Annotated in this window: 23 protein-coding genes, 16 tRNA genes and 2 rRNA genes; 37 read left to right on the top strand and 4 right to left on the bottom strand. The window is 35.6% G+C overall.

Translation table 11 applies throughout. The features are described 5' to 3' along the window. Window positions 1-141: 141 nt before the first annotated feature. The 34 genes from NYE73_RS20850 to NYE73_RS20690 all read left to right on the top strand — a co-directional run bounded on the left by NYE73_RS20850 (window position 142) and on the right by NYE73_RS20690 (window position 19,038). Window positions 142-3,069, top strand: a 23S ribosomal RNA gene (locus tag NYE73_RS20850). A 112-nt stretch (window positions 3,070-3,181) separates the two neighbouring features. Beyond that, window positions 3,182-3,297, top strand: a 5S ribosomal RNA gene (gene rrf, locus NYE73_RS20845). Between the two features lie 16 nt (window positions 3,298-3,313). Continuing rightward, window positions 3,314-3,390, top strand: a tRNA-Asn gene (locus tag NYE73_RS20840). 5 nt (window positions 3,391-3,395) lie between these two features. After that, window positions 3,396-3,487 (top strand) — tRNA-Ser (locus NYE73_RS20835). A gap of 24 nt (window positions 3,488-3,511) precedes the next feature. Further along, window positions 3,512-3,586: transfer RNA gene (locus NYE73_RS20830), tRNA-Glu, on the top strand. Window positions 3,587-3,601: 15 nt separating this feature from the next. Next, window positions 3,602-3,677: transfer RNA gene (locus NYE73_RS20825), tRNA-Val, on the top strand. Between the two features lie 26 nt (window positions 3,678-3,703). Further along, a tRNA-Met gene (locus NYE73_RS20820) sits at window positions 3,704-3,778 on the top strand. Between the two features lie 3 nt (window positions 3,779-3,781). Beyond that, window positions 3,782-3,857: transfer RNA gene (locus tag NYE73_RS20815), tRNA-Asp, on the top strand. A gap of 15 nt (window positions 3,858-3,872) precedes the next feature. Further along, a tRNA-Phe gene (locus NYE73_RS20810) sits at window positions 3,873-3,945 on the top strand. Between the two features lie 13 nt (window positions 3,946-3,958). Next, window positions 3,959-4,034, top strand: a tRNA-Thr gene (locus NYE73_RS20805). Window positions 4,035-4,043: 9 nt separating this feature from the next. Beyond that, window positions 4,044-4,127, top strand: a tRNA-Tyr gene (locus tag NYE73_RS20800). A 13-nt stretch (window positions 4,128-4,140) separates the two neighbouring features. After that, a tRNA-Trp gene (locus NYE73_RS20795) sits at window positions 4,141-4,214 on the top strand. Window positions 4,215-4,226: 12 nt separating this feature from the next. Then, window positions 4,227-4,302, top strand: a tRNA-His gene (locus tag NYE73_RS20790). Window positions 4,303-4,337: 35 nt separating this feature from the next. After that, window positions 4,338-4,413: transfer RNA gene (locus tag NYE73_RS20785), tRNA-His, on the top strand. Between the two features lie 4 nt (window positions 4,414-4,417). After that, window positions 4,418-4,492: transfer RNA gene (locus NYE73_RS20780), tRNA-Gln, on the top strand. Between the two features lie 5 nt (window positions 4,493-4,497). Then, window positions 4,498-4,572: transfer RNA gene (locus NYE73_RS20775), tRNA-Gly, on the top strand. A gap of 8 nt (window positions 4,573-4,580) precedes the next feature. Beyond that, window positions 4,581-4,654: transfer RNA gene (locus NYE73_RS20770), tRNA-Cys, on the top strand. Window positions 4,655-4,701: 47 nt separating this feature from the next. Beyond that, window positions 4,702-4,782, top strand: a tRNA-Leu gene (locus NYE73_RS20765). Between the two features lie 892 nt (window positions 4,783-5,674). Then, complete coding sequence (locus NYE73_RS20760) at window positions 5,675-5,935, top strand: PqqD family protein (RefSeq protein ID WP_131521047.1); 261 nt, start codon at window positions 5,675-5,677, stop codon at window positions 5,933-5,935. Next, a complete protein-coding gene (locus NYE73_RS20755; RefSeq protein WP_227744937.1) occupies window positions 5,928-6,350 on the top strand; it encodes a lasso peptide biosynthesis B2 protein in 423 nt (140 codons plus the stop codon). The genes NYE73_RS20760 and NYE73_RS20755 overlap by 8 nt, the downstream gene beginning before the upstream one ends. Further along, complete coding sequence (locus NYE73_RS20750; RefSeq protein ID WP_259949909.1) at window positions 6,347-8,074, top strand: asparagine synthase-related protein; 1,728 nt, start codon at window positions 6,347-6,349, stop codon at window positions 8,072-8,074. Before NYE73_RS20755 ends, NYE73_RS20750 begins: the two co-directional genes overlap by 4 nt. A 75-nt stretch (window positions 8,075-8,149) precedes the next feature. Continuing rightward, on the top strand, window positions 8,150-8,389 hold the full coding sequence (locus NYE73_RS20745) for a hypothetical protein (protein ID WP_131521049.1): 240 nt from the start codon (window positions 8,150-8,152) through the stop codon (window positions 8,387-8,389). Window positions 8,390-8,696: 307 nt separating this feature from the next. After that, window positions 8,697-9,017, top strand: coding sequence for a hypothetical protein (locus NYE73_RS20740; protein ID WP_259955591.1), 321 nt, complete (start codon window positions 8,697-8,699; stop codon window positions 9,015-9,017). Between the two features lie 102 nt (window positions 9,018-9,119). Continuing rightward, window positions 9,120-9,503 carry a MauE/DoxX family redox-associated membrane protein gene (locus NYE73_RS24735; protein WP_375543424.1) on the top strand — a complete coding sequence of 128 codons (384 nt, stop codon included), beginning with the start codon at window positions 9,120-9,122 and terminating at the stop codon, window positions 9,501-9,503. Next, window positions 9,500-9,991, top strand: coding sequence for a MauE/DoxX family redox-associated membrane protein (locus tag NYE73_RS20735; RefSeq protein WP_131521051.1), 492 nt, complete (start codon window positions 9,500-9,502; stop codon window positions 9,989-9,991). The genes NYE73_RS24735 and NYE73_RS20735 overlap by 4 nt, the downstream gene beginning before the upstream one ends. Window positions 9,992-9,993: 2 nt before the next feature. Next, window positions 9,994-10,506 carry a hypothetical protein gene (locus NYE73_RS20730; protein WP_131521052.1) on the top strand — a complete coding sequence of 171 codons (513 nt, stop codon included), beginning with the start codon at window positions 9,994-9,996 and terminating at the stop codon, window positions 10,504-10,506. Further along, window positions 10,499-12,340 carry an ABC transporter ATP-binding protein gene (locus tag NYE73_RS20725; RefSeq protein ID WP_340815705.1) on the top strand — a complete coding sequence of 614 codons (1,842 nt, stop codon included), beginning with the start codon at window positions 10,499-10,501 and terminating at the stop codon, window positions 12,338-12,340. The genes NYE73_RS20730 and NYE73_RS20725 overlap by 8 nt, the downstream gene beginning before the upstream one ends. Continuing rightward, complete coding sequence (locus tag NYE73_RS20720; RefSeq protein ID WP_375543423.1) at window positions 12,318-13,118, top strand: ABC transporter ATP-binding protein; 801 nt, start codon at window positions 12,318-12,320, stop codon at window positions 13,116-13,118. The genes NYE73_RS20725 and NYE73_RS20720 overlap by 23 nt, the downstream gene beginning before the upstream one ends. Continuing rightward, entirely contained in the window at window positions 13,111-15,492 is a 2,382-nt protein-coding gene (locus NYE73_RS20715; protein ID WP_259949902.1) for an ABC transporter permease, read from the top strand. The genes NYE73_RS20720 and NYE73_RS20715 overlap by 8 nt, the downstream gene beginning before the upstream one ends. A gap of 8 nt (window positions 15,493-15,500) precedes the next feature. Continuing rightward, window positions 15,501-16,091, top strand: coding sequence for a hypothetical protein (locus tag NYE73_RS20710; RefSeq protein ID WP_340815704.1), 591 nt, complete (start codon window positions 15,501-15,503; stop codon window positions 16,089-16,091). A gap of 161 nt (window positions 16,092-16,252) precedes the next feature. Further along, a complete protein-coding gene (locus NYE73_RS20705; protein WP_205445574.1) occupies window positions 16,253-16,816 on the top strand; it encodes an accessory gene regulator B family protein in 564 nt (187 codons plus the stop codon). Beyond that, window positions 16,816-16,968 carry a cyclic lactone autoinducer peptide gene (locus NYE73_RS20700; protein ID WP_131521057.1) on the top strand — a complete coding sequence of 51 codons (153 nt, stop codon included), beginning with the start codon at window positions 16,816-16,818 and terminating at the stop codon, window positions 16,966-16,968. Before NYE73_RS20705 ends, NYE73_RS20700 begins: the two co-directional genes overlap by 1 nt. Next, the gene (locus NYE73_RS20695; protein WP_259956432.1) at window positions 16,952-18,328 is read left to right on the top strand and encodes a sensor histidine kinase; all 1,377 of its coding nucleotides are present in this window, start codon (window positions 16,952-16,954) and stop codon (window positions 18,326-18,328) included. The genes NYE73_RS20700 and NYE73_RS20695 overlap by 17 nt, the downstream gene beginning before the upstream one ends. 2 nt (window positions 18,329-18,330) lie before the next feature. Beyond that, window positions 18,331-19,038 (top strand): LytR/AlgR family response regulator transcription factor, encoded by a 708-nt coding sequence (locus NYE73_RS20690; RefSeq protein ID WP_131521058.1) that lies wholly within the window; start codon window positions 18,331-18,333, stop codon window positions 19,036-19,038. 378 nt (window positions 19,039-19,416) lie between these two features. Here the strand turns inward: NYE73_RS20690 and NYE73_RS20685 are convergent, their stop codons facing one another. Beyond that, the gene (locus tag NYE73_RS20685; RefSeq protein WP_259949915.1) at window positions 19,417-19,539 is read right to left on the bottom strand and encodes a beta-lactamase family protein; all 123 of its coding nucleotides are present in this window, start codon (window positions 19,537-19,539) and stop codon (window positions 19,417-19,419) included. Window positions 19,540-20,037: 498 nt separating this feature from the next. Here NYE73_RS20685 and NYE73_RS20680 point away from each other — a divergent pair, with 498 nt between their 5' ends. Both NYE73_RS20680 and NYE73_RS20675 read left to right on the top strand, forming a co-directional pair. Continuing rightward, window positions 20,038-21,069 carry an ABC transporter permease gene (locus NYE73_RS20680; RefSeq protein ID WP_259949898.1) on the top strand — a complete coding sequence of 344 codons (1,032 nt, stop codon included), beginning with the start codon at window positions 20,038-20,040 and terminating at the stop codon, window positions 21,067-21,069. Window positions 21,070-21,071: 2 nt separating this feature from the next. Continuing rightward, entirely contained in the window at window positions 21,072-21,746 is a 675-nt protein-coding gene (locus NYE73_RS20675) for an ABC transporter ATP-binding protein (RefSeq protein WP_048391842.1), read from the top strand. A 40-nt stretch (window positions 21,747-21,786) separates the two neighbouring features. Here NYE73_RS20675 and NYE73_RS20670 read toward each other — a convergent pair whose 3' ends face one another. The 3 genes from NYE73_RS20670 to NYE73_RS20660 are packed head-to-tail and all read right to left on the bottom strand — an operon-like array spanning window position 21,787 to window position 23,897. Beyond that, window positions 21,787-22,596, bottom strand: a complete 810-nt coding sequence (locus NYE73_RS20670; RefSeq protein WP_259949897.1) for an SDR family NAD(P)-dependent oxidoreductase — start codon at window positions 22,594-22,596, stop codon at window positions 21,787-21,789. A gap of 2 nt (window positions 22,597-22,598) precedes the next feature. Further along, window positions 22,599-23,300, bottom strand: a complete 702-nt coding sequence (locus NYE73_RS20665) for an SGNH/GDSL hydrolase family protein (protein WP_259420062.1) — start codon at window positions 23,298-23,300, stop codon at window positions 22,599-22,601. Beyond that, window positions 23,301-23,897 carry a TetR family transcriptional regulator C-terminal domain-containing protein gene (locus tag NYE73_RS20660; RefSeq protein WP_259420063.1) on the bottom strand — a complete coding sequence of 199 codons (597 nt, stop codon included), beginning with the start codon at window positions 23,895-23,897 and terminating at the stop codon, window positions 23,301-23,303. A 165-nt stretch (window positions 23,898-24,062) separates the two neighbouring features. Here NYE73_RS20660 and NYE73_RS20655 point away from each other — a divergent pair, with 165 nt between their 5' ends. Beyond that, window positions 24,063-24,422 carry a VOC family protein gene (locus NYE73_RS20655; RefSeq protein ID WP_048391834.1) on the top strand — a complete coding sequence of 120 codons (360 nt, stop codon included), beginning with the start codon at window positions 24,063-24,065 and terminating at the stop codon, window positions 24,420-24,422. Window positions 24,423-24,432: the final 10 nt, after the last annotated feature.

Here is a 24,432-nt window from a genome sequence, read left to right as displayed (position 1 = left end):
TACGTTTTGCGTTCAGTTTTGAAGGTTCATTCTATCTGAATGAAACACTTCAAAACTTGTTCTTTGAAAACTGGATAAAACGACATTGAAATTGTAACAAACACATTTATTTTTTTAAGTTTTTTATAGGCTTAATAACTTGGTTAAGTTATTAAGGGCGCACGGCGAATGCCTTGGCACTAGGAGCCGAAGAAGGACGGCACTAACACCGATATGCTTCGGGGAGCTGTAAGTGAGCTTTGATCCGGAGATTTCCGAATGGGGGAACCCACTACGTTTAATCGCGTAGTATCTTGACGTGAATACATAGCGTCTTGAAGGCAGACCCAGGGAACTGAAACATCTAAGTACCTGGAGGAAGAGAAAGAAAAATCGATTCCCTGAGTAGCGGCGAGCGAAACGGGAAGAGCCCAAACCAAGAGGCTTGCCTCTTGGGGTTGTAGGACACTCTATACGGAGTTACAAAAGAGCGAGTTAGATGAAGCGACTTGGAAAGGTCCGCCAGAGCAGGTAAAAGCCCTGTAGTCGAAAGTTCGTTCTCTCCTGAGTGGATCCTGAGTACGGCGGAACACGTGAAATTCCGTCGGAATCCGGGAGGACCATCTCCCAAGGCTAAATACTACCTAGTGACCGATAGTGAACCAGTACCGTGAGGGAAAGGTGAAAAGCACCCCGGAAGGGGAGTGAAAGAGATCCTGAAACCGTGTGCCTACAAGTAGTTAGAGCCCGTTAATGGGTGATAGCGTGCCTTTTGTAGAATGAACCGGCGAGTTACGATTACGTGCGAGGTTAAGCTTTAGAAGGCGGAGCCGCAGCGAAAGCGAGTCTGAATAGGGCGAAATAGTACGTGGTCGTAGACCCGAAACCAGGTGATCTACCCATGTCCAGGGTGAAGGTGAGGTAACACTTACTGGAGGCCCGAACCCACGCACGTTGAAAAGTGCGGGGATGAGGTGTGGGTAGCGGAGAAATTCCAATCGAACTTGGAGATAGCTGGTTCTCTCCGAAATAGCTTTAGGGCTAGCCTCGTGATGAGAATACTGGAGGTAGAGCACTGTTTGGACTAGGGGGCCATCCCGGTTTACCGAATTCAGACAAACTCCGAATGCCAGATATTTATACACGGGAGTCAGACTGCGAGTGATAAGATCCGTAGTCAAAAGGGAAACAGCCCAGACCACCAGCTAAGGTCCCAAAGTAATCGTTAAGTGGAAAAGGATGTGGCGTTGCACAGACAACCAGGATGTTGGCTTAGAAGCAGCCATCATTTAAAGAGTGCGTAATAGCTCACTGGTCGAGTGACGCTGCGCCGAAAATGTATCGGGGCTAAACGATTCACCGAAGCTGTGGATTGACATCTACGATGTCAGTGGTAGGAGAGCGTTCTAAGTGCGTTGAAGTCAGATCGGAAGGACTGGTGGAGCGCTTAGAAGTGAGAATGCCGGTATGAGTAGCGAAAGACGGGTGAGAATCCCGTCCACCGTATGACTAAGGTTTCCTGAGGAAGGCTCGTCCGCTCAGGGTTAGTCGGGACCTAAGCCGAGGCCGATAGGCGTAGGCGATGGACAACAGGTTGATATTCCTGTACCACCTCCTCACCGTTTGAGAAATGGGGGGACGCAGTAGGATAGGGTAAGCGCGCCGTTGGTTGTGCGCGTCCAAGCAGTAAGGCGTGTGTGTAGGCAAATCCGCACACTGTAACGTTGAGCTGTGATGGCGAGTCCGTATGGACGAAGTTCCTGATTTCACACTGCCAAGAAAAGCCTCTATCGAGGTGAGAGGTGCCCGTACCGCAAACCGACACAGGTAGTCGAGGAGAGAATCCTAAGGTGTGCGAGAGAACTCTCGTTAAGGAACTCGGCAAAATGACCCCGTAACTTCGGGAGAAGGGGTGCTCTTGAGCGTGCAAGCGCATGAGAGCCGCAGTGAATAGGCCCAGGCGACTGTTTAGCAAAAACACAGGTCTCTGCAAAACCGTAAGGTGACGTATAGGGGCTGACGCCTGCCCGGTGCTGGAAGGTTAAGAGGAGTGGTTAGCGCAAGCGAAGCTGCGAATTGAAGCCCCAGTAAACGGCGGCCGTAACTATAACGGTCCTAAGGTAGCGAAATTCCTTGTCGGGTAAGTTCCGACCCGCACGAAAGGCGTAACGATCTGGGCACTGTCTCAACGAGAGACTCGGTGAAATTATAGTACCTGTGAAGATGCAGGTTACCCGCGACAGGACGGAAAGACCCCGTGGAGCTTTACTGTAGCCTGATATTGAATTTTGGTACAACTTGTACAGGATAGGTAGGAGCCAGAGATCTCGGAGCGCCAGCTTCGAAGGAGGCGTCGGTGGGATACTACCCTGGTTGTATTGAAATTCTAACCCATGCCCCTTAGCGGGGCAGGAGACAGTGTCAGGCGGACAGTTTGACTGGGGCGGTCGCCTCCTAAAAGGTAACGGAGGCGCCCAAAGGTTCCCTCAGAATGGTTGGAAATCATTCGTAGAGTGTAAAGGCACAAGGGAGCTTGACTGCGAGACCTACAAGTCGAGCAGGGTCGAAAGACGGGCTTAGTGATCCGGTGGTTCCGCATGGAAGGGCCATCGCTCAACGGATAAAAGCTACCCCGGGGATAACAGGCTTATCTCCCCCAAGAGTCCACATCGACGGGGAGGTTTGGCACCTCGATGTCGGCTCATCGCATCCTGGGGCTGTAGTCGGTCCCAAGGGTTGGGCTGTTCGCCCATTAAAGCGGTACGCGAGCTGGGTTCAGAACGTCGTGAGACAGTTCGGTCCCTATCCGTCGTGGGCGTAGGAAATTTGAGAGGAGCTGTCCTTAGTACGAGAGGACCGGGATGGACACACCGCTGGTGTACCAGTTGTCTTGCCAAAGGCATCGCTGGGTAGCTATGTGTGGACGGGATAAGTGCTGAAAGCATCTAAGCATGAAGCCCCCCTCAAGATGAGATTTCCCATTACGCAAGTAAGTAAGATCCCTCAAAGACGATGAGGTAGATAGGTTCGAGGTGGAAGTGTGGTGACACATGGAGCTGACGAATACTAATCGATCGAGGACTTAACCAAAAAAGTTTGAAACATTCAATGCACCGTTTATCCAGTTTTGAAAGAATAAAATATTAGAATATACTTGTAATTTTTATAATATATGTTATAATAAGTATTGTCTTTCAAATAGTCTAGTGATGATGGCAAAGAGGTCACACCCGTTCCCATACCGAACACGGAAGTTAAGCTCTTTAGCGCCGATGGTAGTTGGGGGCTTCCCCCTGTGAGAGTAGGACGTCGCTAGGCTATATACTAAAATTATTCCGAAGTAGCTCAGTTGGTAGTAGCACCTGACTGTTAATCAGGTTGTCGCAGGTTCGAGTCCTGCCTTCGGAGCCATTCTTGGAGAGTTGTCCGAGTGGCCGAAGGAGCACGATTGGAAATCGTGTAGGCGGTTAACACTGTCTCAAGGGTTCAAATCCCTTACTCTCCGCCAGCACTTTGATGTGTTCCAAACGATGGCCCCTTGGTCAAGTGGTTAAGACACCGCCCTTTCACGGCGGTAACACGGGTTCGAATCCCGTAGGGGTCACCAATTCAATACCCAGATGGAGGATTAGCTCAGCTGGGAGAGCATCTGCCTTACAAGCAGAGGGTCGGCGGTTCGAGCCCGTCATCCTCCACCATTATTTTTACAACATTATAGTATTATCGCGGGGTGGAGCAGTGGTAGCTCGTCGGGCTCATAACCCGAAGGTCGTTGGTTCAAATCCAGCCCCCGCAACCAAATGGTCCCGTGGTGTAGCGGTTAACATGCCTGCCTGTCACGCAGGAGATCGCCGGTTCGATCCCGGTCGGGACCGCCATTTATTTTAAAATATGGGTCAGTAGCTCAGTTGGTAGAGCATTAGATTGAAGCTCTAAGTGTCGGCGGTTCGATTCCGTCCTGACCCATCTTGTTTTTTTTGCCGGTTTAGCTCAGCAGGTAGAGCAACTGACTTGTAATCAGTAGGTCGTGGGTTCGATTCCTATAGCCGGCACCAGATTTTCCCGGAGGGGTAGCGAAGTGGCTAAACGCGGCGGACTGTAAATCCGCTCCTTAGGGTTCGGCGGTTCGAATCCGTCCCCCTCCACCAGTTTTATTATTTTAGGGGCATAGTTCAACGGTAGAATAGAGGTCTCCAAAACCTTTGGTGTGGGTTCGATTCCTACTGCCCCTGCCAATTAATTTTATGGCGATTGTGGCGAAGTGGTTAACGCACCGGATTGTGGTTCCGGCATTCGTGGGTTCGATTCCCATCAGTCGCCCCATCTAATATAAAATTAATAAACATCATAATACAATGGCGATTGTGGCGAAGTGGTTAACGCACCGGATTGTGGTTCCGGCATTCGTGGGTTCGATTCCCATCAGTCGCCCCATTGTTGGGGTATAGCCAAGCGGTAAGGCAACGGATTTTGATTCCGTCATGCCTAGGTTCGAATCCTAGTACCCCAGCCATTTTTGCGGAAGTAGTTCAGTGGTAGAACACCACCTTGCCAAGGTGGGGGTCGCGAGTTCGAACCTCGTCTTCCGCTCCATGTATGACGGCGGCATAGCCAAGTGGTAAGGCACGGGTCTGCAACACCCTTATCACCGGTTCAAATCCGGTTGCCGCCTCCATATTTTAACTGTTAATCGGTTTATCCGATTTTTTTTATCTCCATTATGCCGGTGTGGCGGAATTGGCAGACGCGCACGACTCAAAATCGTGTTCCTTTGGAGTGTCGGTTCGACCCCGACCACCGGTATCATCAAATTAATAAAAATTAAGAAAGCTCATAAATCTTGATATAACAGGGTTTATGAGCTTTTTATATTAGGGGAATTGCAACAGGTTTAGAAAGAGAAGGATTCTTTTTGAAGAAAAGGTCAACGAGAATAAAAAAAGTATAGAAAATTCATTGGAAGAGAATAGTATGAGTTTTAACGTAGAAGTTACTCATGGGTTTGAATCTCCAAAGGAATCATTAGAAACATAATTAAAACAAGAATGTTTATATTAGCATTCTTGTTTTTTTATGTGATAAAACATTGTGTGTCAGAACGTTCGCTATGATAGACTAAGCAGTTATGTTTATGTAAAACAGGTAAATTTGTTTTACAAATTTTACAGGGCTTTAGAGGGTAATAAATATCTTTACAATATTTTTCTATAAAGGTTGTGCCATTTTAGACGCCTGAAAAGAATAGGTTTATCCTATAGATTTTAGGTAAAAGACAAAGACATCTGTTTCAACATCAATAATTTTTTGAACTTTGGTGGAGAGAGAATATTTTCTTTTATACATTGATTTTTAGATTTCTATTTTTAAGATCTTTCATGGACCAATAAAACCCTACGAGTTGCATCTTCTAGTTGATTGAAAGTTAACAATCAACTAGAAGGTGCAGTTTTTATATATGTGTTGAGTGATGGACTTGATGTGGATGTAATCGATAGCACAAGAGTTGTCATTTTACTCCACTACATTTATATAATCATAAACGTAATGGAGTAAGTAGAAAAAATACGGTTATGTGGAAGAAAGAAGATGATAAGAGTAAAGAGACTGTTAGAGCTTATGACTGTGTATAGTAGTAATACAGGAACAGTATTAAAGGATTGTTCACAATGTAAAAGAGGAGGAAGTGGTAAAAGGGATGCGTGTAAAAAAATCAAAGTATCTTCTTTCCTATAAAGAAGAGGATGAATATCTAATTATTAATATTTATACGAATCAAATTTACGCACTAGATAAATTTAGTTCATTTATTTGGGAAGAGTTTGATAAAACACCAATAGTCTCTGATATTTCCAAATTAATAGCTAAAAGGACAAATGAAGATATTTTAATTATTCAAAAGGATTTAGATGGATTTTTAAATTCGTTGTCAAAAGGAGGTTTAATTAAATTTGTATAATATTTTATATTTATACAAAGAATTAATATTTTTAGATTTCCAAATACGGAGAAAAGGTTTTGATGAAGTCTTTAGACGCTATATAAAAAAATATACTATAGAGGGTTCTAAAGAGATTTTTACTGAGGAGAATTCTGAAGAGATTTTGGAGTGGTTTATTCTTTTAGACCAAGTTTGCTGTTGGTATCCTAGGAAAGCAGATTGTATACACAAAACGTTAATTGGTTATAAGATACTTCAATCTAAGTATGGTATACCAGTAAACATGGTAATAGGGATAAAAAAATTTCCCTTAGAGGCACATGCCTGGATTCAATATCAGGGCCACAATCTATTTGAAGAAATGGAAAATCTTGATTCGTTGAAAGTGATTATAGATTCAAACTCGTATATGAAGGGAGTTGAACTTAGGTGAATTGGTATGTGTTTGAATTTATGTATAATTCGGAGGGAGAAGTGGATAAAAATGGACATCTTAAGATCAACAGTAAATCAAAAGTAAATTATTTCAACACATCCTCACAGAACTTTGTTTTGAAAGCAGCATATGCTCAAAATACGACCCCATATGTGTTTTTTGAAAATAATGATGTATTAATAGTGGGAGACATTGTGATATACAATATTTTGAATCATGGTGTATATGAAAATGTTGATTGGACTGAGCAAGAATTACTCACTAATTTAATTTCCCTTTATAACACATTTGGTTTGGATTTTGTGAAGCGTTTAGATGGCGAGTTTTCATTTGTTCTATTTGATAAAAAGAATTTAACATTAATGGCCTGTAGAGATACCTTGGGGGTAAAAAGGCTCTTTTATTTAAAAACCGATACAAAATTAGTAGTTGCGAGCGATATCTTTCTATTGAAAAGTTATCTAAATACACCTGAGTTGAACGGTGTTTACTTTCAAGAATATCTAAATGCAAAAGGAATTGTTGATTCCTATTTAACGCCATATAAAGAGATCTTGCGTTTACCGAGTGGGAATATGTTTGTTTATGAAAATAAGGAAATTAACCTAATAAACTATGTGAATTATGATGAATTATTTTCTGATAAATGGATGATGAAGGAGACAACTATAAATCGGAAAGCGTTAATTGAAGAATTCGAAAGTATTTTGAACAAAGCAGTTTTGAGGAGAGTACGGAAAAGCGAGCGAAATACGGTGTTATTAAGCGGTGGCTTAGACTCAACTACTATTTTTAATGTGTCAAAACGATTGGGGCATAGATACGGAGAAATTAATTCGGTAAGCGTTGTTTTTGATGAATTAAAGGAATGCGATGAAAGTGCATATATAACGGAATTATTAGAACAATATAATTCTAAAGGTACTTTTCTAAATTATGATTCAGTATTGATGTATGAAGATCTTCGGAATAATATATTACGTTTTGACGAACCGTATGCTACTGCTCCTACATGTGAATTTATTTCTCCCTTAATAGAGTCAAGTGTGAACAATAATACATATAGTATCCTAACAGGTTATGGTGGTGACCAACTTTTAACGAATCCGCCGTATTTATTAAGAGATTACGTTAGAGAAGGAAAAATAAAGGATATGTTCGGCGATTTAACTAAATATTGTATGTATACAAATATGTCTGCTTTTAAAGGATTACGTGAGTACATCATTCAACCACATCCTTTTAGTAGAACAACTAAAAATAAACGGAATCATGCTAGAAATTTATTGCATCAAATGTTAAATGCAAAAGCCAATCATTATATGGATAGGGCGATAGGTGGCTTTTATGGTGTGGATATAAAACATCCTTTTTTAGATAGGGAGTTAATTTCTTTTATGATTAAAATCCCTAGTCATATTCTCTTTGATCCTTTCTACACGAAAAAAATTTTAAGAGACTCTCAGAAAAATAAGTTACCTGACAGTATTCGACTGCGTATAAATAAAACATCACACATTGCTCATACATTAAAGAGTATAAGGAAAAATTGGAATTCAATTTATTCTAATGTAAAGTCACCTTTAGTTGTCTCAAAGTTAGGTCTTTGTTCCGAAGAGTTTTGGGAAGAAAATTTATATAAGTGGAGAAATGGTTTGTTGATAGATGAGGCTTTTTTATTACTGTTCTCCATTGAAGTATGGATTATGCAAGAAGTGTAATGAATCAATATTAATAAGGAGGCTGTTAGTGTAGGTGTATTGTGCTATTTCTAAGGGTTGCAGGAGGAAATAATTATGTTAATGACATATAGCAAACCAATGCTTTTAGATAGTGGAAATAGTTCGGAAATCATTAAAGGTCAATGTGGCTGGGGTAAAGAATTGCCATTTTTTGATGAAACAGGTGCTGTAAAAGGTAGTTATAGAAGACGTAAATATAGAACCGAACCATGTTATGGTCCTGGAGTTGTAAATATATGTTACGTTTGTAAGACTGAAACGGTTAGTTGTTCTGCAGAAAAAGATGACTGCTAACTTATAAATAGGTTAATACCAAAACTATTTTATTTATTTCGATGTTAACTGTAATTAATGTTCTACTTTTTTATTACATAAAAGTTGTAACAGGAATGTATAGTCAAGAACAGGTTTTGGTGAAGAGTCTACGATGAATCGTTATGGTTCTATAGCAGAAAATAAATACAAAAACTAAATTTGCCCTATAGTAATAGCACAATACTCCTACAAAATGTGAAATGAACGTTTTCATATTTTTCTAACTGATAAATAAAGTATGACACTAATTTTCGGGATTGTATTTTTGATTTTCTTTTTTTACAATTTGACAAAATTAAGAAACTGCATTGATTTTCAGCGGAGATTTATACAGATTGAGCAAATAGATTTCCTGGAAAAGGGAAGAACATATTTGATTTCGGATGAAAATAACATTTTTGATAACTTATATGTTTTGAATGCTTTTTATCGTAGAATTTCAAAAAAGAGAGAAGTTATTTTGATAAAAGTGTTATTTGAAAACGATAACGAGATAAAAGTCGAACATTTGATGAAATTAAATCAATTGCAAATTGAAGAAATTCCAGTATTACTATATATGGGTGAAAAATATTATTGGGAAGATATAATGAATTTTTCTTCATAAGGTAAATCTCTTTGAAACAATATAAAATTTTGTGTGTATTTTACTATTAAAATCCTTGTATATTAAAGGATTTTAATAGTGGCTTGAAAGAAAAGGAGTTGACTGAATATCATTATTGTTTATCTGGTTGTAGCAATTATTTTTCTAAAAAACGGATTCAATAAAGTTTTTAAAATTTATCATTATTACGTGGCGATAAATGAAAAAATAACAATATCTCCGATATTCGTAAGCATTTTAGTGAGTTTAGATGTGCTTGTAGGTATCTCCTTATTAATTCAATTTGTGAATATTTACATATGTATGACCGCTGTAATGTTGCAATTGTTCAATCTTTTTTTACTGTTTAAACCTTCTAAAGGAGGAAAGACACGTAACTGTGGTTGTTTTGAAAACATACCTATCAATATAAATATAAAAAATTTAGGATACAATTATGTGAAATTCACATTAACTTTCTTAATTTTTTTAGGAGAGATACTATGATTTATATTTTTTGTTATGGTTCTGCTTTAGTATTGATACTTTCTGGGATTTCTAAATTAATCTCACATTCAAATACAAAGCAGTTTTTTTTAAAGTATATTCCTATCAATGATATTTTAATTACATTTTTGGCATTGTTATTCCCATTATTTGAAATTGTAATAGGTGTCAGTTTGTTTATTTATGCTCACCCTATACTTTATATTAGTGCCTTATCTTTAATCTTACTCTTTATAATTATTAATTCGTATGCACTTATTAATAAGATAGAAGAGGACTGTAAATGTTTCGGCAATTTAATTCCAACTAAGACAGGACTGGGTGGCTTAATACAAAGTCTATGCATGTTTTTCAGTATAGTGCCACTACTCTATTTTGATAAAGGTAATATGAATATACTTGACTTTGGCAATATATTTTATCTCGTACCTGTTCTTTTATGGTTCATCACTTTAATAATTATTAGAAGAAACGTAGAGGTGGTGTAACGATGGACATGGAAATTTATTATGCTTTCGTCATCATTTCTTGTGTATTAATGCTTAGCATTTTGATTTCATTAAGAACTAGACGAGTGCTAAATGTAGAAAAATGGGGACCGATGGAAAAAAACGTTTTTCCGTTGATTCCATTGAAGAATAAACAATTTGAATCTGTTAAAGTTCAAGATATTATGAATGAGATTAATGTGCAGACTTTAGTATTTATTGATAGTCAGTGTTCTGCTTGTAAAGCAACATTAAAAAAACTCAATTTTTTAATTCCTGTTAAAAAAGAAAAGTATATTTTTATAGCAACGGATACGATAGAAAATCGGGATAACCTGAGCTATTTAGAGGATGAATATATTTATTTTATAGAAGAAGAAATTCTTTCTAATCAGTTAAAAATAGATGTCTTTCCAATGTATCTAGTTTTGAATACTAATAATTTTGTAGTAGAGAAGAAAGGAATCGCAAGTTTAGAAAATCTTTTGGATGTGAATGACTATGAAGTTGAATGAATTAAAATTCCATGAGAAAGATCGACCTGTTAGAGACTTTTTCTATTCACAGTATTTTTATTTGAAAAATATTTGGAGAGAACAAAAGAGCATATTTCTTTTTTTAACTATTTTAAGCATAATAACTTCTATTATGTTACCTTTAGAAATTTTGCTACAGAAAAGGTTGATAGATCAACTAACGGTGGTGCAGAAAATTCCTAATGAATTGGGGTTTGTGTTAGTTCTCCTTGTAGCAATAACGTTTCTTAGTCTATTTGGACAACTATCTGGAAAAATTCAAGATTATCTATTTCGAAAAATTTCTTTAAGAGTGAATTATTTATTTAAAGCGATGTTAAACAAAAAAGTAACTAGCGTTTCTTTAGAAAACTTTGAGTCTAGCTTTTTTTACAATCAAGTGAATCTGGCAGCCAAAGCATTGGAAGGAAATGGGTTAGGTACAACATATTCTTTTTTGCAGATCATTACAAGTGTATTTTCGTTATTTTCAGTTTTTGCGATTTTAATGGCTATTCATTGGACATTACCTTTAACTGTGCTTTTATCAACAATTCCCGGGGTTGTCATTGTTTTTTTTAGCAAACTTAAAAATTATAAAGTTGAAAAAAACGTTGTATTTAAAGAAAGAGAGCTTTCTTATACAGAATCCCTTTTTTTTGACAAAAGCTATTTAAAGGAAATTAAAGTGTATACATTGAGTGATTATTTACTGGAAAAATGGAAAAAACTTTATTTTTATACGATGAACAAGAGACTTGAAGTGACAAAGTGGGAACTGAAAAATAGTGCAGTGATGATACTATTTGTAGGAGTTATCAATACAGGTGTATCTGTATTCTTTGTTTATCAACTAGTAGAGAACGCTTTAACAATAGGGAGTTATGTGGCGTTAACTGCAGCTATAATTACTTTACAGGGCATTTTTGCTCAAATTGGTGCACATATAGCTTCTATTTTTGAAGCAGCTATTTATAATAATGCATTAATCAAGTTGTTGAAAATAGAACATTTTGATGACGAAAAGAGAGAAGAAATTAATTCTATTGAAACGATTGATATTAAAAATGGCACTTTCAACTATCCTTATTCTGATATTTCAGCTTTTTCAAAATTGAACTTTTCAATACGAAGAGGAGAAAAAATTTCGATTGTAGGTGGAAACGGTTCAGGGAAAACAACACTCGCCCATTGTTTAGTAGGATTATTCAATTTGACAGAAGGAACGATTTTAGTAAATGGAGAAAATATGACCGACATTGATAAATCTAGTTTACATAAACAAGTTGCTGTTGTTTTTCAAACATTCCCTAAATATATGTATTCCTTAAGAGAAAATATTGGTTTTGGCAATGTAGATGACATGGAGAATGACCAGAAAATATGGGATGTCATAAGAAAAGTAGGATTGGGACATAAATTATCAATCCATAATGTTGACTTAGATACTTATTTATCTAAAGAAATGGATGGCGGAATTGATCTATCTGGGGGAGAATGGCAAAAAATAGCTTTAGGACGAGCGCTAATGAAGGATGTTAGTTTGATTTTGTTGGATGAACCTACAGCGTCATTAGATCCTCATTCAGAATTAAAAACACTTGAATTATTTGATAGCATGACAGATGATAAAACAACGATTACGATTACACATAGAATCGGACCCACGAAATTATCAGATAAGATTATCGTAATGGATAAGGGGAAAATTGAAGAAATTGGTACTTTTGATGAATTAATAAATAATAAAGGATTATTTTATCGTATGCATCAAGCCCAATCCAAATGGTATGAGCGAAAGGAGCATTTTCATGAAACCGTTGAAACTACATGAGACACAAAATATGAAAGAAACCCCATTAGTAGTGATGAAAAATGTGTCAAAGGAATTTCAGTCAAAGGATTTTATGGTACAAGCACTAGATACAATCAATTGTGAAATTTACCAAAACGAAATCGTAGCAATAATGGGTACGAGTGGTTCAGGGAAAAGTACATTACTTAATATTTTAGCTGCTTTAGACAAACCTACACATGGGGAATTAATGTTTCAAGGTGTACCAATGATTGAGCAATTTCAAGAACCGATAGCATCGGAATTTAGAAAACGAAATATAGGTTTTATATTTCAAAATTTTAACTTATTAGATGAATTGACGGTATCAGATAATGTGGCTCTGCCTTTAATTTTGCTAGATGAGGACTCTAAAAAAATTGCGCAAAAGGTGAAAGATGTTTTAACAAAAATGTCAATTAGTGATTTAGCTGTGAAGAAACCACATGAATTATCTGGTGGGCAAAAACAACGAGTGGCTATAGCACGAGCGATTATTGCCAATCCGCTATTATTACTGGCAGATGAGCCAACAGGGGCCTTAGATGTGAATACAACTAATGATATTTTAACAACACTTGTTCAATTGAAAAATCTAACAAATCAAACAATTATATTGGTAACACATGATCCACATGTATCGACTTATGCTGATCGTGTACTATTCTTTCATAAAGGGAAATTAGTAGATAGTTATATCAATCAAGTAAATAGCGATAATTTATCGATGATTTTTGACAAATTTAAAAACATACAGAGGAGTTATCTCAATGTATGATTTAAAGAATATTGCTTGGAAACTTTGTAGAGCTGCTAAAATACAAGTAATCATTGCCATACAAGTTGTAGCACTCGCTGTTTGTTTAATTGCAACAATGTTGATCTATGTTGAAAATGCACGAACAGAAATGGAAGACAATATTCGTAACTTGTATGGGGATGTGGATATTTCTGCTGGTTATAACCTTTCATCTAGTCAAGAGTCTAGTCAATGGATTACGAAAGAAAGTTTTAATCAGATTAAAACTTTAGAAGAAGTCGAGCTTGTGGAACCGATTTTACTACAATTTACATCTATTGATAAGATTGAAGGAGCCTATACATTAGGTGTTACAAATGGGCATTTAACAAAAGGATTTTACCATTTGAACGACATACCGAAAGATAACGAAGTTATTATTTCACATTCGTTATCAAAAACATTAAATAAGTCTGTTACAGATTCAATTATGGTAAATGGTAAGCCGTTTCTTATAAAAGGAGTGCTATCTCCTAACGAATATGGAGAAGATGCGCCTATTCTCTATATGGACATTGATTCTTTGAAAATTGTAAGTAGTATTCCATCGGATGTAAAAGGCTTGTTTGTCATGATTAAAACAACGGATGTGTGGCAGACAGCTACTGTATTACATCAATTTTTCCCAAATATACGTGTAGATATAACGAAAGAAACGGACTGGGTACAAGCAAATTTAAATTCCTTACTCGTTTTCATCATGATGTTAGTGTTTAGTATTATCATTATTAGTGGTCTATTATTGAAGTCCACTTTTTCATTATTATTTAGTCGTTTACAAGCCCAATTTTTCGTTTTAAGAACAATGGGAGCAACGACAGGGCAACTAAAAAAGATTGTCAACTATCAATCGACTATCATATTACTAATAGGTGTGGGGACAGGCACAATCAGTAGCCTTTTGTTGCTAAAATTCGTTGTCCCATCTTTGGTTGAGATGGTTGGCTTACCACAAGCCCATTTTAACATTCCTGTTGTCTATTTTTCAGCAATTTTACTTGCTATTTATTTCTTACTCTACATGTTTGTGTTTGTTCAAGTAGCGAGGGTAACTAAAATATTACCTTTAGCAATGAAAAGAAATTATGAGTTTAAATCATATCATTGGACGAAATGGAAGACCGTACTTACTTTTATAGTAGGTGTGATGTCATTACTTATTCTTGCACAAGGTATTTTGCAAAATGATGCAATTCAATCAATTATTCTCATTTTTACTGGAAGTGTATGTATCATAGGCTGTCTATTCTTTTTATTCCCATATATGATAGTATACACATTGAAAAAATATTCTTCCTGGATTCATCGCTATTTAGGAAACAAAGCGCACTATGTAAAAATTCAATTCATCCCTAATTTAAGTAACTATGTTCCTGTTGTTTGTATATTAGCGATTTTGATTATGATTATTACGTTTAATGGTACATTTTTGAAATCTATTGTACAATCCGAGGAAACAACGATTGAAAAAACCTATCCGTATGAAGTAGCGATTGATAATCCTTATTTTGAAAATATTTCTTATAATGATATAGAGTTATTGCGAAAAAAAATTTCAATAAAAGAAATACAATTAGATAGTAAGGGTAGTTCTTTTCTCACTAATAATGGTGTTAATCTGAATTATTTTGCCAAAGATTTTGGTGGAGCAGATAGAGTTGAAATTACAGATGATGTAGCTGATAAGTATGATTTAAAAATAGGCGATGTTTTAGAAGGCGATTACTTAGATAGACGGTCAAATGAAAAAGTCATTCGTTTAAGAATTACTGGAATTGTTCCAACTGAAAACAAATATAAACAACTTTTTGTTGATTGGAATTCCCCTTTGATTAAAGATGTTGTAACAATTGATAAAATCCATTTAACTTTAGGTAATGGCACAACATTAGACGATCTCCAACAGACGATTCATGATTGGCCAACGTTAAAAATTGTGGAGCGAGCTGTTCTTTTAGAGCAAGCCTCGGAATGGTTTTATCAACGATGGGCAATGTTCATGCTCATTTTGACTGCTTTAGTAGTAGCGAGTTGTACTGGTCTAGTGCAAACGATTTTTCATATAATCTTTAAAAGAAGAGACCAATACAATACACAACGTTTAATCGGGCTTGCCCCAAAAGAATTAAAACAGGTTATTTGGTCTGAAGTTCTCTTTGTTGTCACTATCGGTTTACTACTTGGATTAACAAGTGGCATGTTTTTAACAAAGTTAATCATGCAAATTGACGCAGATGGGCCAATAGAATGGGATTTCTTATTTATATTTAGTTCAAGTATAGGTACAGCGATGATTATTTTAGTATGTTGTCGACTATATATTGCTCGATTTGTAAAACGGAGTGTTATATAGAAATGTTCGTGTCAGATAACAGAATAATGTATATCTTAGTACATTCAGATTACACGCTTATGCAAGAGCTTTTAAAAAATATGTTCACTATGTATAGACCGTCTTGGGTAGTTGATACCATTAACTTGTTGAGTGAGGTTGTCATAAGGATAAATGCCAATAAAAAATATGATGTTGTGTTAATTGACACATCTTATAAGCATTTTGTTCACTATATACCATATTTAAAAAACCTCGAAACAATGAAATGCCAAATTGTTTTTATGACAGATGAAAATATTGGAGAGATTCATTACTACACAAATAATATCTTGAATTGTAAGGTAATAAATAAAAATATGACGATAGAACAACTAGTTCATATCATTGAAGGAGACTCAATAGAAATAGTTGATACAAGACGATTGGGCGGATTGAATATGTTAGAAATGAATGTGCTCATGGAATTGGCAAAGGGTCACTCCATTGACTTTCTTTGTAACTCTCAAAAATTTACAAATACAGAGATAGAGCAATCGATTAGACATATTAATGCATATTTTGGAACATCTCATTATTTAGAAGCAGTTTATAAAGCATATACAGAAAAACTTATTTAAGGGAACGTTAAGTGGCACTTTACGCTTACGTTCTTTTTTTGAACGTTTATGTAAAAGAGAAGATTGAAAATAGGCGATTATCTTTAAAAATATACTTTTTAGGATATTTTTAACTATTTTGATGTTACATGTTTTATACTAGTGATCAAGGAGGTGATGAGATGGAATTTACTGCAAAAGAGGAAATGCTAGTAGATTTTTTTGAACATAGAAGACCGTTAACACAGTTAGATAAAATTAAATTAGTGTATGGATTTCGTGTTGTTACAAGCGAGTTAAAAAAATTTTTGATTATTTACGGTATAGCTATAGCGTTCGGTTTATTTTGGAGAATGTTACTGGTTCAAATTGGATTTCTATTGGTGCGTCAAGTAGCATATGGTGCGCATTGTTCATCATTTAAAACGTGTCTTATTGTTAGTTGTATTTCATTTCCGTTCATCACATGGCTAGCTGTAGCATTGCCTATCACTTCACTCGTTGTTTGGGGGGCGTTTTTGCTAGGAGCTGTCATCTTGTTGTTTATTGGTCCAGTGAGTTCTAAAAAAACAAAAGTACAGGGTGAAGCTCATCGAACATTTTTGTTTAAAAAACTGTATAGCAGACTTATTGTGTTGGGGGGACTACTCGTTATTTTTCCAACATCCATAAGTGTATTTTTCGTAGCAGGATTTTTGAAGGGGATTGTTTTAGTGGTTATTGCAAAAATAGGAGGATCTCATTAATGAAATTTATTATCGACAATATTATTGATTATTTATATAATTTATTCGTTAAATTGGCTGACTTTAGCTCTGTTTATATGTGTTGGGGAGCTTTAGGAGAAGAGGAGTTGCCACAAGAATTAAATTTCAATAAATTTGAAAAAAATACATAAATATTCTAAGATAGATATTGATTATATGTTATTTTGGAAGGATCATGTTATTCGTATGTGGAGTATATCCTATTTAACTTTGATTATTTATCAATTTTTGATATTAAGTATTTTACCGTTATATTTTAGCATTGCAATAACAAAAAAAATGATATTGAAGATTTCTTTATTAATAGTTTCGCCATCAGTAGTGTTGTTTGCTTTTATAGGTGTCTATGCTATGGCGTACATCCTATTAGTGGAAAGTTTCTTCGTCTACCAGCAAACAAAGCGTTGGCGGAATGTGGCCCATGTGCTGTTTACGATTGTTTTAGTTGTTTTGGCAGATCATATTTCTTCGCTTGTCGTGTATCATTTATCGAATGGCATGGATGCTATCATCACTTCTCCATTGGTACAACTCATTTTTTCGATGAGTATCCTATTTATATTGGTGCTTGTCTACATAAAGTTATTCGATTATTTTGTTAGATGGTATGTGTTTAAGCAATACATTATACCTGCAATGATTCCCTTGATGCTTATGACGATTGTCTTTATGTATACTGATATTGTGTTGATGGATGGTACATCGTTTATCAAAAGTGTCCAACATAATTTGTTCTTTTTTGTGATTTATTTGATGATCTTTATCATTATTATTGGTTTCTTTGTTTACTTAGCTATTAAGAACATACATATTAAACAAAAGGAAATGGAATTAGAAGAATTTAATTCATATGTGTCTTCGCTTGAAGAAATTAATAGAGATATGCGTCAATTTAAACATGATTATATGAATATTTTAACATCAATGCGTCATTTTATAGATTCTAAAAGTTACTCAGAACTAGAAACCTATTTTTATCGACATATTTTACAAACTGAAAAGAAAGAGCAAGCGCATGAAATATCCTTTTCGATGCTTAACTGTTTAAATATAGCTAGTTTAAAAGGACTTTTAACAACAAAACTTATTCAAGCGCAAACGTTTCACGTTCCAATGTACATTGAGATTGTCGAAAAAATCGATAGAATAGCATTGGATGAGATTCAATTAAATCGTATGTGCGGCATACTATTGGACAATGCGCTTGAAGCCAGTAAACATGCTACAGAGCCTTGGATTCGATTAGCATTTATTCGAATGGAAAAAGCTGTGTTAATTGCATGTATGAATACATTTTCATCCAATAAAAGTTATGAGTTAAAAGTGCATGAAATTTTCAAAGAAGGCTTCTCGACAAAAGGAGAGGAGCGAGGCTTGGGCTTATCTATATTACGTCAAATGGTAGATGCATCTCCAAAACTTCGTTTAAATACAAAAATAAATGGCAATTTATTTATACAAGAGTTGTTTATTGAGGAGGAGGGGGTGTAAATATGAAAGTGATTATTTGTGAAGATAATGTTGTACAATTAGAGCATATCAAAAAAACCATTAAAAACTATGCTATGATGGAAGGGAACGGGATTGAAATTGTACTTACAACTACAAACCCTAATGAAGTCATTACATATGAAAAAGCAGATTGTTATTTTTTGGATATTGATTTGAACCATGAGGTGACAGGGCTTATGTTAGGGGATATGATTCGCCAACGTGACCCATTGTGCAGTATTATATTTGTCACAACCCATGCAGAAATGACCTATTTAACGTTTATGTATAAAATTGCTGCGTTAGATTTTATTATTAAGGATCACACAGGTATGTTACAGCAAAAAATATTAACAACACTAAAAGTTGCATATGAAAAGTATATACAAATTGGCCAACAACAATCACCTTCACAGATTCAAATAAGAGCAAATGGTTATACAAGGAATATTGCAATTCAGGATATATACTTTTTTGCGGCATCCCCAAAATTACATAAAATTATATTACATTTAGAAAATGAGCATATTGAGTTTTATGGTCGCTTAAAGGATTTTAAGGAAGCACATACATCGATGTATCAATGTCATAAGGCTTTTATTGTGAATAAACAAAACATTGAATTTGTAGATCATAAGGAACGAGTTGTATATTTCAAAAATGGTGAAACTTGCTTTGCCTCTGCACGACTTATAAAGGGGTTAAAATAGTTAGACATCCACCTAGTAAAAAAACTTATGCTTACTTTTTCATCGATATAACAAGGATTGTGAGTTTATTTTGTATGACTGAACTCGCAATCCTTTTGCTTTAGACGTTCCTTATAAATGTGTGAAACAACCTTTGTTAAATGTGCTATATACTCTGTTGCTTCAATCTATACTACTACGGATAAGAAATGTTTAAAGATACTATTCTAATCACCATTAAACACTGTATTATAATAATGAAATAGTTCTATTATTCTTCCCATATCCAAATTGGCTGCTGAAGAACGATGGAAGTAAAATGAGGGTTGATTCTTTTAGAATTCACTGTCATCTCGTTGCTAAGAACAATCACTGTTAACTTCTCGTCATTGAGCCGTGCTATGACGGAAACGACTTAGATAGGAGATGACTTATTTGAATAGACCCTCCATTCGGAAAGTCCGGAAAGTATTGTGAAATTGGATTATCTAGGTTTAAAAGTCCTTTTTCTTCTAGTTGCATGATCGCTACAGCAGTGAATGTTTCTGAGTGTGGTTGGGCTATTAGGTAAATCAGTGTCTGCCAAACCGTAACCTTTTGTAAATAAAAATTGATCGATTTTTTCAGCCATACTTCCAATAGATTACTATGATTATTACGTCCAAAATTACTATAGACACTATGACAATAACAAGGGTAGAAATAAAGAAATTCTTGAAAATTTTTCGTGTATATAACTTTTGATTTATGTAATCTGTTAAACAAACCTTATTATAAGTTTTACAAAATATATAATTGTTATTAAAAATATCAACTTATTTATAGTAGGAGAAATTTTGTTAGCAAAAAAGATTTTAGCAAGTAAAGATAAATAAGATTCAAAAAAGAAGCCACTCTATGGGATAAAAATGCCTTTATAGAGCGGCTTTTTATATGACTCTAAATTTTTACGATTAGTTCATGCTCTGTTCATTTAACAATTTTAAGCTAGGAGTAATCAAAGAAATGGAGGGGTTAGTGATGAATCTTGCCTGGAAAGAAATGAAGAAGAATAAAGTACGGTTTTTAATCTTGGGCTCCATTATCTTCCTAGTTAGTTTTTTAACGTTTATTATCTCGGGTTTAGCAAATGGTCTGTCACAGGATAATGCAGCTTTAATTAAGGATTTACCGAAGGGACAATTTTACATGGCTGAGGATGCAGATGGCACATTTAATCTTTCAAGAATCGATGGCGATCTACAGCAGAATGTCATAAGTAAAGAAAAAGAGGCAGTAGCTTTTTCGATCCAGATGGGCTTTTTAAATGATCAGGATGATAAACAACAAAGTGTAGCCTTTGTGACATCAACGGAATCTACACTTTTTAGCAATGTGCATCAAGACGAGGTGCTTTTGGATAGCTCACTACAAGATAAAGGAATACAGGTTGGAGATATATTAACGAATAATCAATACAATGGAAAGTTCATTGTAAAAGGTTTTGTAGAGCAAAAAAAATATAGTCATGCTCCCGTTGCTTATATTAGTGAAGAGGCTTATCAGGAGATGTATCGGGTAGCTGATAAACAATTAATTTTTGTACCAAATAGTGAGCCAAATGATATTAAGGGATTGCAAGCATATAGCAATAAAGAGTTTCTCAATACTATCCCTAGTTATAATGCGGAACAATTATCTTTAAATATGATTATATGGTTCTTAGTTGTCATTAGTGGGATGTTGTTTGCTATTTTCTTCTATATGATGAATGTGCAAAAAATTGGCTTGTATGGCATTTTAAAAGCGATTGGATTAAAAACAAGTAAGCTATTTAAAATGATCTGGACACAGATGGCTATTATTACAATCTTTTCACTTGTGGTATCTGTCAGTCTTAGCCAGCTATTTAATATAGTTGCTCCTAAGGGGATGCCATTCACTTTAACAATAGGCACTACAACACAGTTATCCGTTGTATTCCTCCTCATAGGCTTTATTGGTGCGACCTTGTCAGGAATGCAAATTAAAAAAATTGAACCGTTACAAGCAATACAGCAAGGGGAGGCTTAATCATGACGTTATTTACAATTGATGAAGTACGAAAAACGTTTAAGAATGGTGAAGTCGAGGAAGAGATCTTAAAGGGCATCAATCTTTCTTTAAATGAAGGAGAGATTACAGCATTGGTAGGTGCTTCTGGCTCTGGGAAAAGTACATTATTAACGATCGCTGCAGGACTACAACCAGCAACAGATGGGCAAGTGTTATTTGAAGAGCAGAATCTTACGACGATGAAAACCGACCAGGTACGAAAATTACGTGCAAGTAAATTCGGTTTTGTTTTTCAATTTGCTCACCTTGTTCCATTTTTGACAGTGGAGGAACAGTTGCTATTAATGCTAGATGTAGCTGAATCTCCATTAAAAAAGAATGAACAGAAATATGAAGTCAATCGGCTATTGGAGTTAGTTGGAATGGAACATCGTAAAACTGCCTATCCCTCCTCCTTGTCAGGGGGAGAGAAGCAACGTGTAGCAATTGCACGTGCTATTATTCATCAACCGAAAGTATTGTTTGCTGATGAACCAACGGCTAGTTTAGATTCACAGCGCTCTAAAGAGATTATGTTGTTATTAAGAACATTAACAAAAACTTTAAATATAACAACATTATTAGTGACGCATGACGAAGAAATGTTGGCATATACAGATCGTATTATTAAAATGAGCGATGGTGTCGTATTATAAAATAAGCAAGGCTCCCATTAGAAGGGAGCCTTGTGAAACATTAGGTTAAACGTGCATTACGACTCACTTTACAAACGATTCTCATTAACGCTTTGTGTAAAAAAGGAAAAATAGTAAAAACAACATCCAGTGTTTTGCGCATTGGCATTGGACAAATGATAGGCTTATTTTGATGAACACCCTCTATAGCCATTTTTGCAATTCGCTGAGGTGAGATCATTTTTTGCTGCTTTAATTGTTTGGTGATAATGGATTTATCCATATGAATCGCCTTTGCATTATCGAAAATTGGTGTATCCACAATCGTTGGACATAGAGTGCTCACCTTAATCCCGAATTCCTCAGCCTCATAGTGTAGAGAGGTTGTTAGTCCTATAACAGCATGTTTGGTAGTAGCGTATGCAGTAGAAAAAGGAGAAGGTCCTAACCCTGCAGCAGAGGAGGTATTGACGATATGACCAAAACCTTGTTTTTTCATAAGTGGGTAGCCTATTTGAGTCCCATAAATGACACCCCATAAATTAATGGCCATAATTTCCTTCCAATCCTCAATAGTCATTTCACCCATCTCCCCATACATAGCGATACCAGCATTATTAAACAGATAATCTATACGGTGAAATTCTTCAAATACATCATGAATGACAGAAGTTACATTTTTATAATCGGTTACATTTAAATGTACAAATTTTACATTGGCGATATCCTTATTTAACTCTGCTTCTAACACACGACCCTCATGATCTTGAATATCAGCAATAATGACAAATATATGTCGAGCAATTAATTCTTGGCAAATAGCCTTTCCTATCCCTGAAACACCGCCAGTAACAACAGCAATCTTTCTCATCTTTAGGACCTCCCGATTTTGTCTCCTTCGACTTTATAAAGTTCAATGATAGAGCTATATTGCTGTGCCACTAAATCAGCACCTTTACTATTCAAATGAACACCATCTAAAGTTACATGTAGCCCTCTTTTTTGAGATAATTTATCGATACGTAAAGGACTTTTGTAAAATAAAACATCCAGTAGGACTCTTATTACATTCGTATTAATAAAGCCTGAGCACTCCAAATGTTCTAAATGATCTTTAAAGAGATTTTGCATATTTACAAAATAAACATTGCCAGATTTCATTGAAATAGACTCCATAACAGACGTTAATTGTGTTATTTCTTTGTTAGAGGGATTTTGAAGATCTTCTCCTACTAATGCTGGAGATACTAATACAACATTTTTGGAAGCGTCATGTGCTTTCTCTAATACCTTAAGGCAGTATTCTTCGAATTCAATGTGATCCTTCGCCACAGGCTGTGCTTGCACCTTTAATAATTTTGAATAGACGTCATTGACGCCTATCCAAAGAATAAGGAGATCATAGGAAGATTGGAGCGGCATTTTTTCCAAGCGAGTAAATAAACTTTTAATCGTCTCGCCTGGATTTCCAAGATTATCGAATGAAATATGGGGATATTGATGTTTCAAGAGATCATAAAATGAAACGCCTGGACGACCTTCTGTTAAGCTATCACCTATTAAACCTACTTTCATTTAAACCCCACCTTTTTTAATTTCTTTTAAGAAAATCGTTATTGCCTGTTGAAAGAGTGGTTCTAATGATTTCAAGTTATGAGTATTGGTCAGCTGACATAATCCACCTAGCCATGTGCCAAGTAAGACGGTCCATGTATCTACATTGCCATGAACAAATTCGTTTTGGTCGATGCCCTCTTGAAGAATTGCTCGATAAGCATTCATTGGTGTAATAGCTAAATTGTATAACTGTTGTATTGAATCAGGACTTGATTTGGGATTAGATGCCAGTTCCTGACCTGACTTTAGTAAGGGTGTTTGATACTCATAGAGGACATGCATGGCCATACCATACAATTTATCTGTTGATGTGGTGTATGAAGATTCTTGTTGCAACCATTTGTCATGCCAATTTTTCATCGATTGCTGCGCCAAAAGCACAAATAACTTTTCTTTATTTTCGAAATGATAATAAATATGTCCTTTACTATAACCAGAGGCTTTCGAAATATCACCAACAGATGTCTGATTATAGCCATGTTGAGAAAATAATTGGATGGCATGTTTGATAATCTCAATCTTTGCCTTGTCACTGTCATAGCGTCTTTTACTCAATGTTGTACTCCTTTAATGATTTGAACAATCGTTCTAATTTAATTATACATAATTTTCTAACTAATTAAATACATAAATTTTTTATTTGGAATATTGTCAAATTTCTAAAGTTGCAGGAAGGGAATTCCAATTAATTGTTGAATTATTTGTTATGGGGGTACATGTATGGGAAAAGTGATTGGCTTTGAATTAAATAGTCAGGAACCGGAGAAAGCGGCAGCTTTTTATAGTAAAGTGTTTGGCTGGGAGGTGGCAGCTCCAAAGTGGGATTATTGGGCAGTTATGACTGGGAATGAAGACAAAGCTGGAATTAATGGTGGCATTGGTAAAGGACCAAGCGATTTTCCGCATGGTACAAGAATTCAAATTGAAGTGGAGGCAATTGACGAAGTCATTGCACAGGCAAAACACAATGGTGCTACTATTTTGCGTGACAAAATGGCGTTTGATGATTTCTATCTAGCTTATTTGGTCGATCCGACTGGAATAGGAATTGGATTAATTCAATATAAAAATAACGAATAAAGTCTCTTTT

Source organism: Lysinibacillus sp. FSL K6-0102 (genome assembly GCF_038003545.1).
Classification (GTDB): Bacteria; Bacillota; Bacilli; order Bacillales_A; family Planococcaceae; genus Lysinibacillus; species Lysinibacillus capsici.
The sequence above is the reverse complement of the archived record's forward strand: the minus strand, read 5'-3'. Positions and strand labels throughout refer to the sequence as shown.

What these genes read in the sequence shown, in the direction of transcription:
- NYE73_RS20720 (WP_375543423.1), top strand. Translation starts at nt 12,318, where the DNA reads ATGAAACCGTTGAAACTACATGAGACACAAAATATGAAAGAAACCCCA.
- NYE73_RS20730 (WP_131521052.1), top strand. Translation starts at nt 9,994, where the DNA reads ATGGACATGGAAATTTATTATGCTTTCGTCATCATTTCTTGTGTATTA.
- NYE73_RS20680 (WP_259949898.1), top strand. Translation starts at nt 20,038, where the DNA reads ATGAATCTTGCCTGGAAAGAAATGAAGAAGAATAAAGTACGGTTTTTA.
- NYE73_RS20690 (WP_131521058.1), top strand. Translation starts at nt 18,331, where the DNA reads ATGAAAGTGATTATTTGTGAAGATAATGTTGTACAATTAGAGCATATC.
- NYE73_RS20715 (WP_259949902.1), top strand. Translation starts at nt 13,111, where the DNA reads ATGTATGATTTAAAGAATATTGCTTGGAAACTTTGTAGAGCTGCTAAA.
- NYE73_RS20705 (WP_205445574.1), top strand. Translation starts at nt 16,253, where the DNA reads ATGGAATTTACTGCAAAAGAGGAAATGCTAGTAGATTTTTTTGAACAT.
- NYE73_RS20665 (WP_259420062.1), bottom strand. Translation starts at nt 23,300, where the DNA reads ATGAAAGTAGGTTTAATAGGTGATAGCTTAACAGAAGGTCGTCCAGGC.
- NYE73_RS20685 (WP_259949915.1), bottom strand. Translation starts at nt 19,539, where the DNA reads ATGCAACTAGAAGAAAAAGGACTTTTAAACCTAGATAATCCAATTTCA.
- NYE73_RS20745 (WP_131521049.1), top strand. Translation starts at nt 8,150, where the DNA reads ATGTTAATGACATATAGCAAACCAATGCTTTTAGATAGTGGAAATAGT.
- NYE73_RS20670 (WP_259949897.1), bottom strand. Translation starts at nt 22,596, where the DNA reads ATGAGAAAGATTGCTGTTGTTACTGGCGGTGTTTCAGGGATAGGAAAG.
- NYE73_RS20675 (WP_048391842.1), top strand. Translation starts at nt 21,072, where the DNA reads ATGACGTTATTTACAATTGATGAAGTACGAAAAACGTTTAAGAATGGT.
- NYE73_RS20735 (WP_131521051.1), top strand. Translation starts at nt 9,500, where the DNA reads ATGATTTATATTTTTTGTTATGGTTCTGCTTTAGTATTGATACTTTCT.
- NYE73_RS20760 (WP_131521047.1), top strand. Translation starts at nt 5,675, where the DNA reads ATGCGTGTAAAAAAATCAAAGTATCTTCTTTCCTATAAAGAAGAGGAT.
- NYE73_RS20700 (WP_131521057.1), top strand. Translation starts at nt 16,816, where the DNA reads ATGAAATTTATTATCGACAATATTATTGATTATTTATATAATTTATTC.
- NYE73_RS20655 (WP_048391834.1), top strand. Translation starts at nt 24,063, where the DNA reads ATGGGAAAAGTGATTGGCTTTGAATTAAATAGTCAGGAACCGGAGAAA.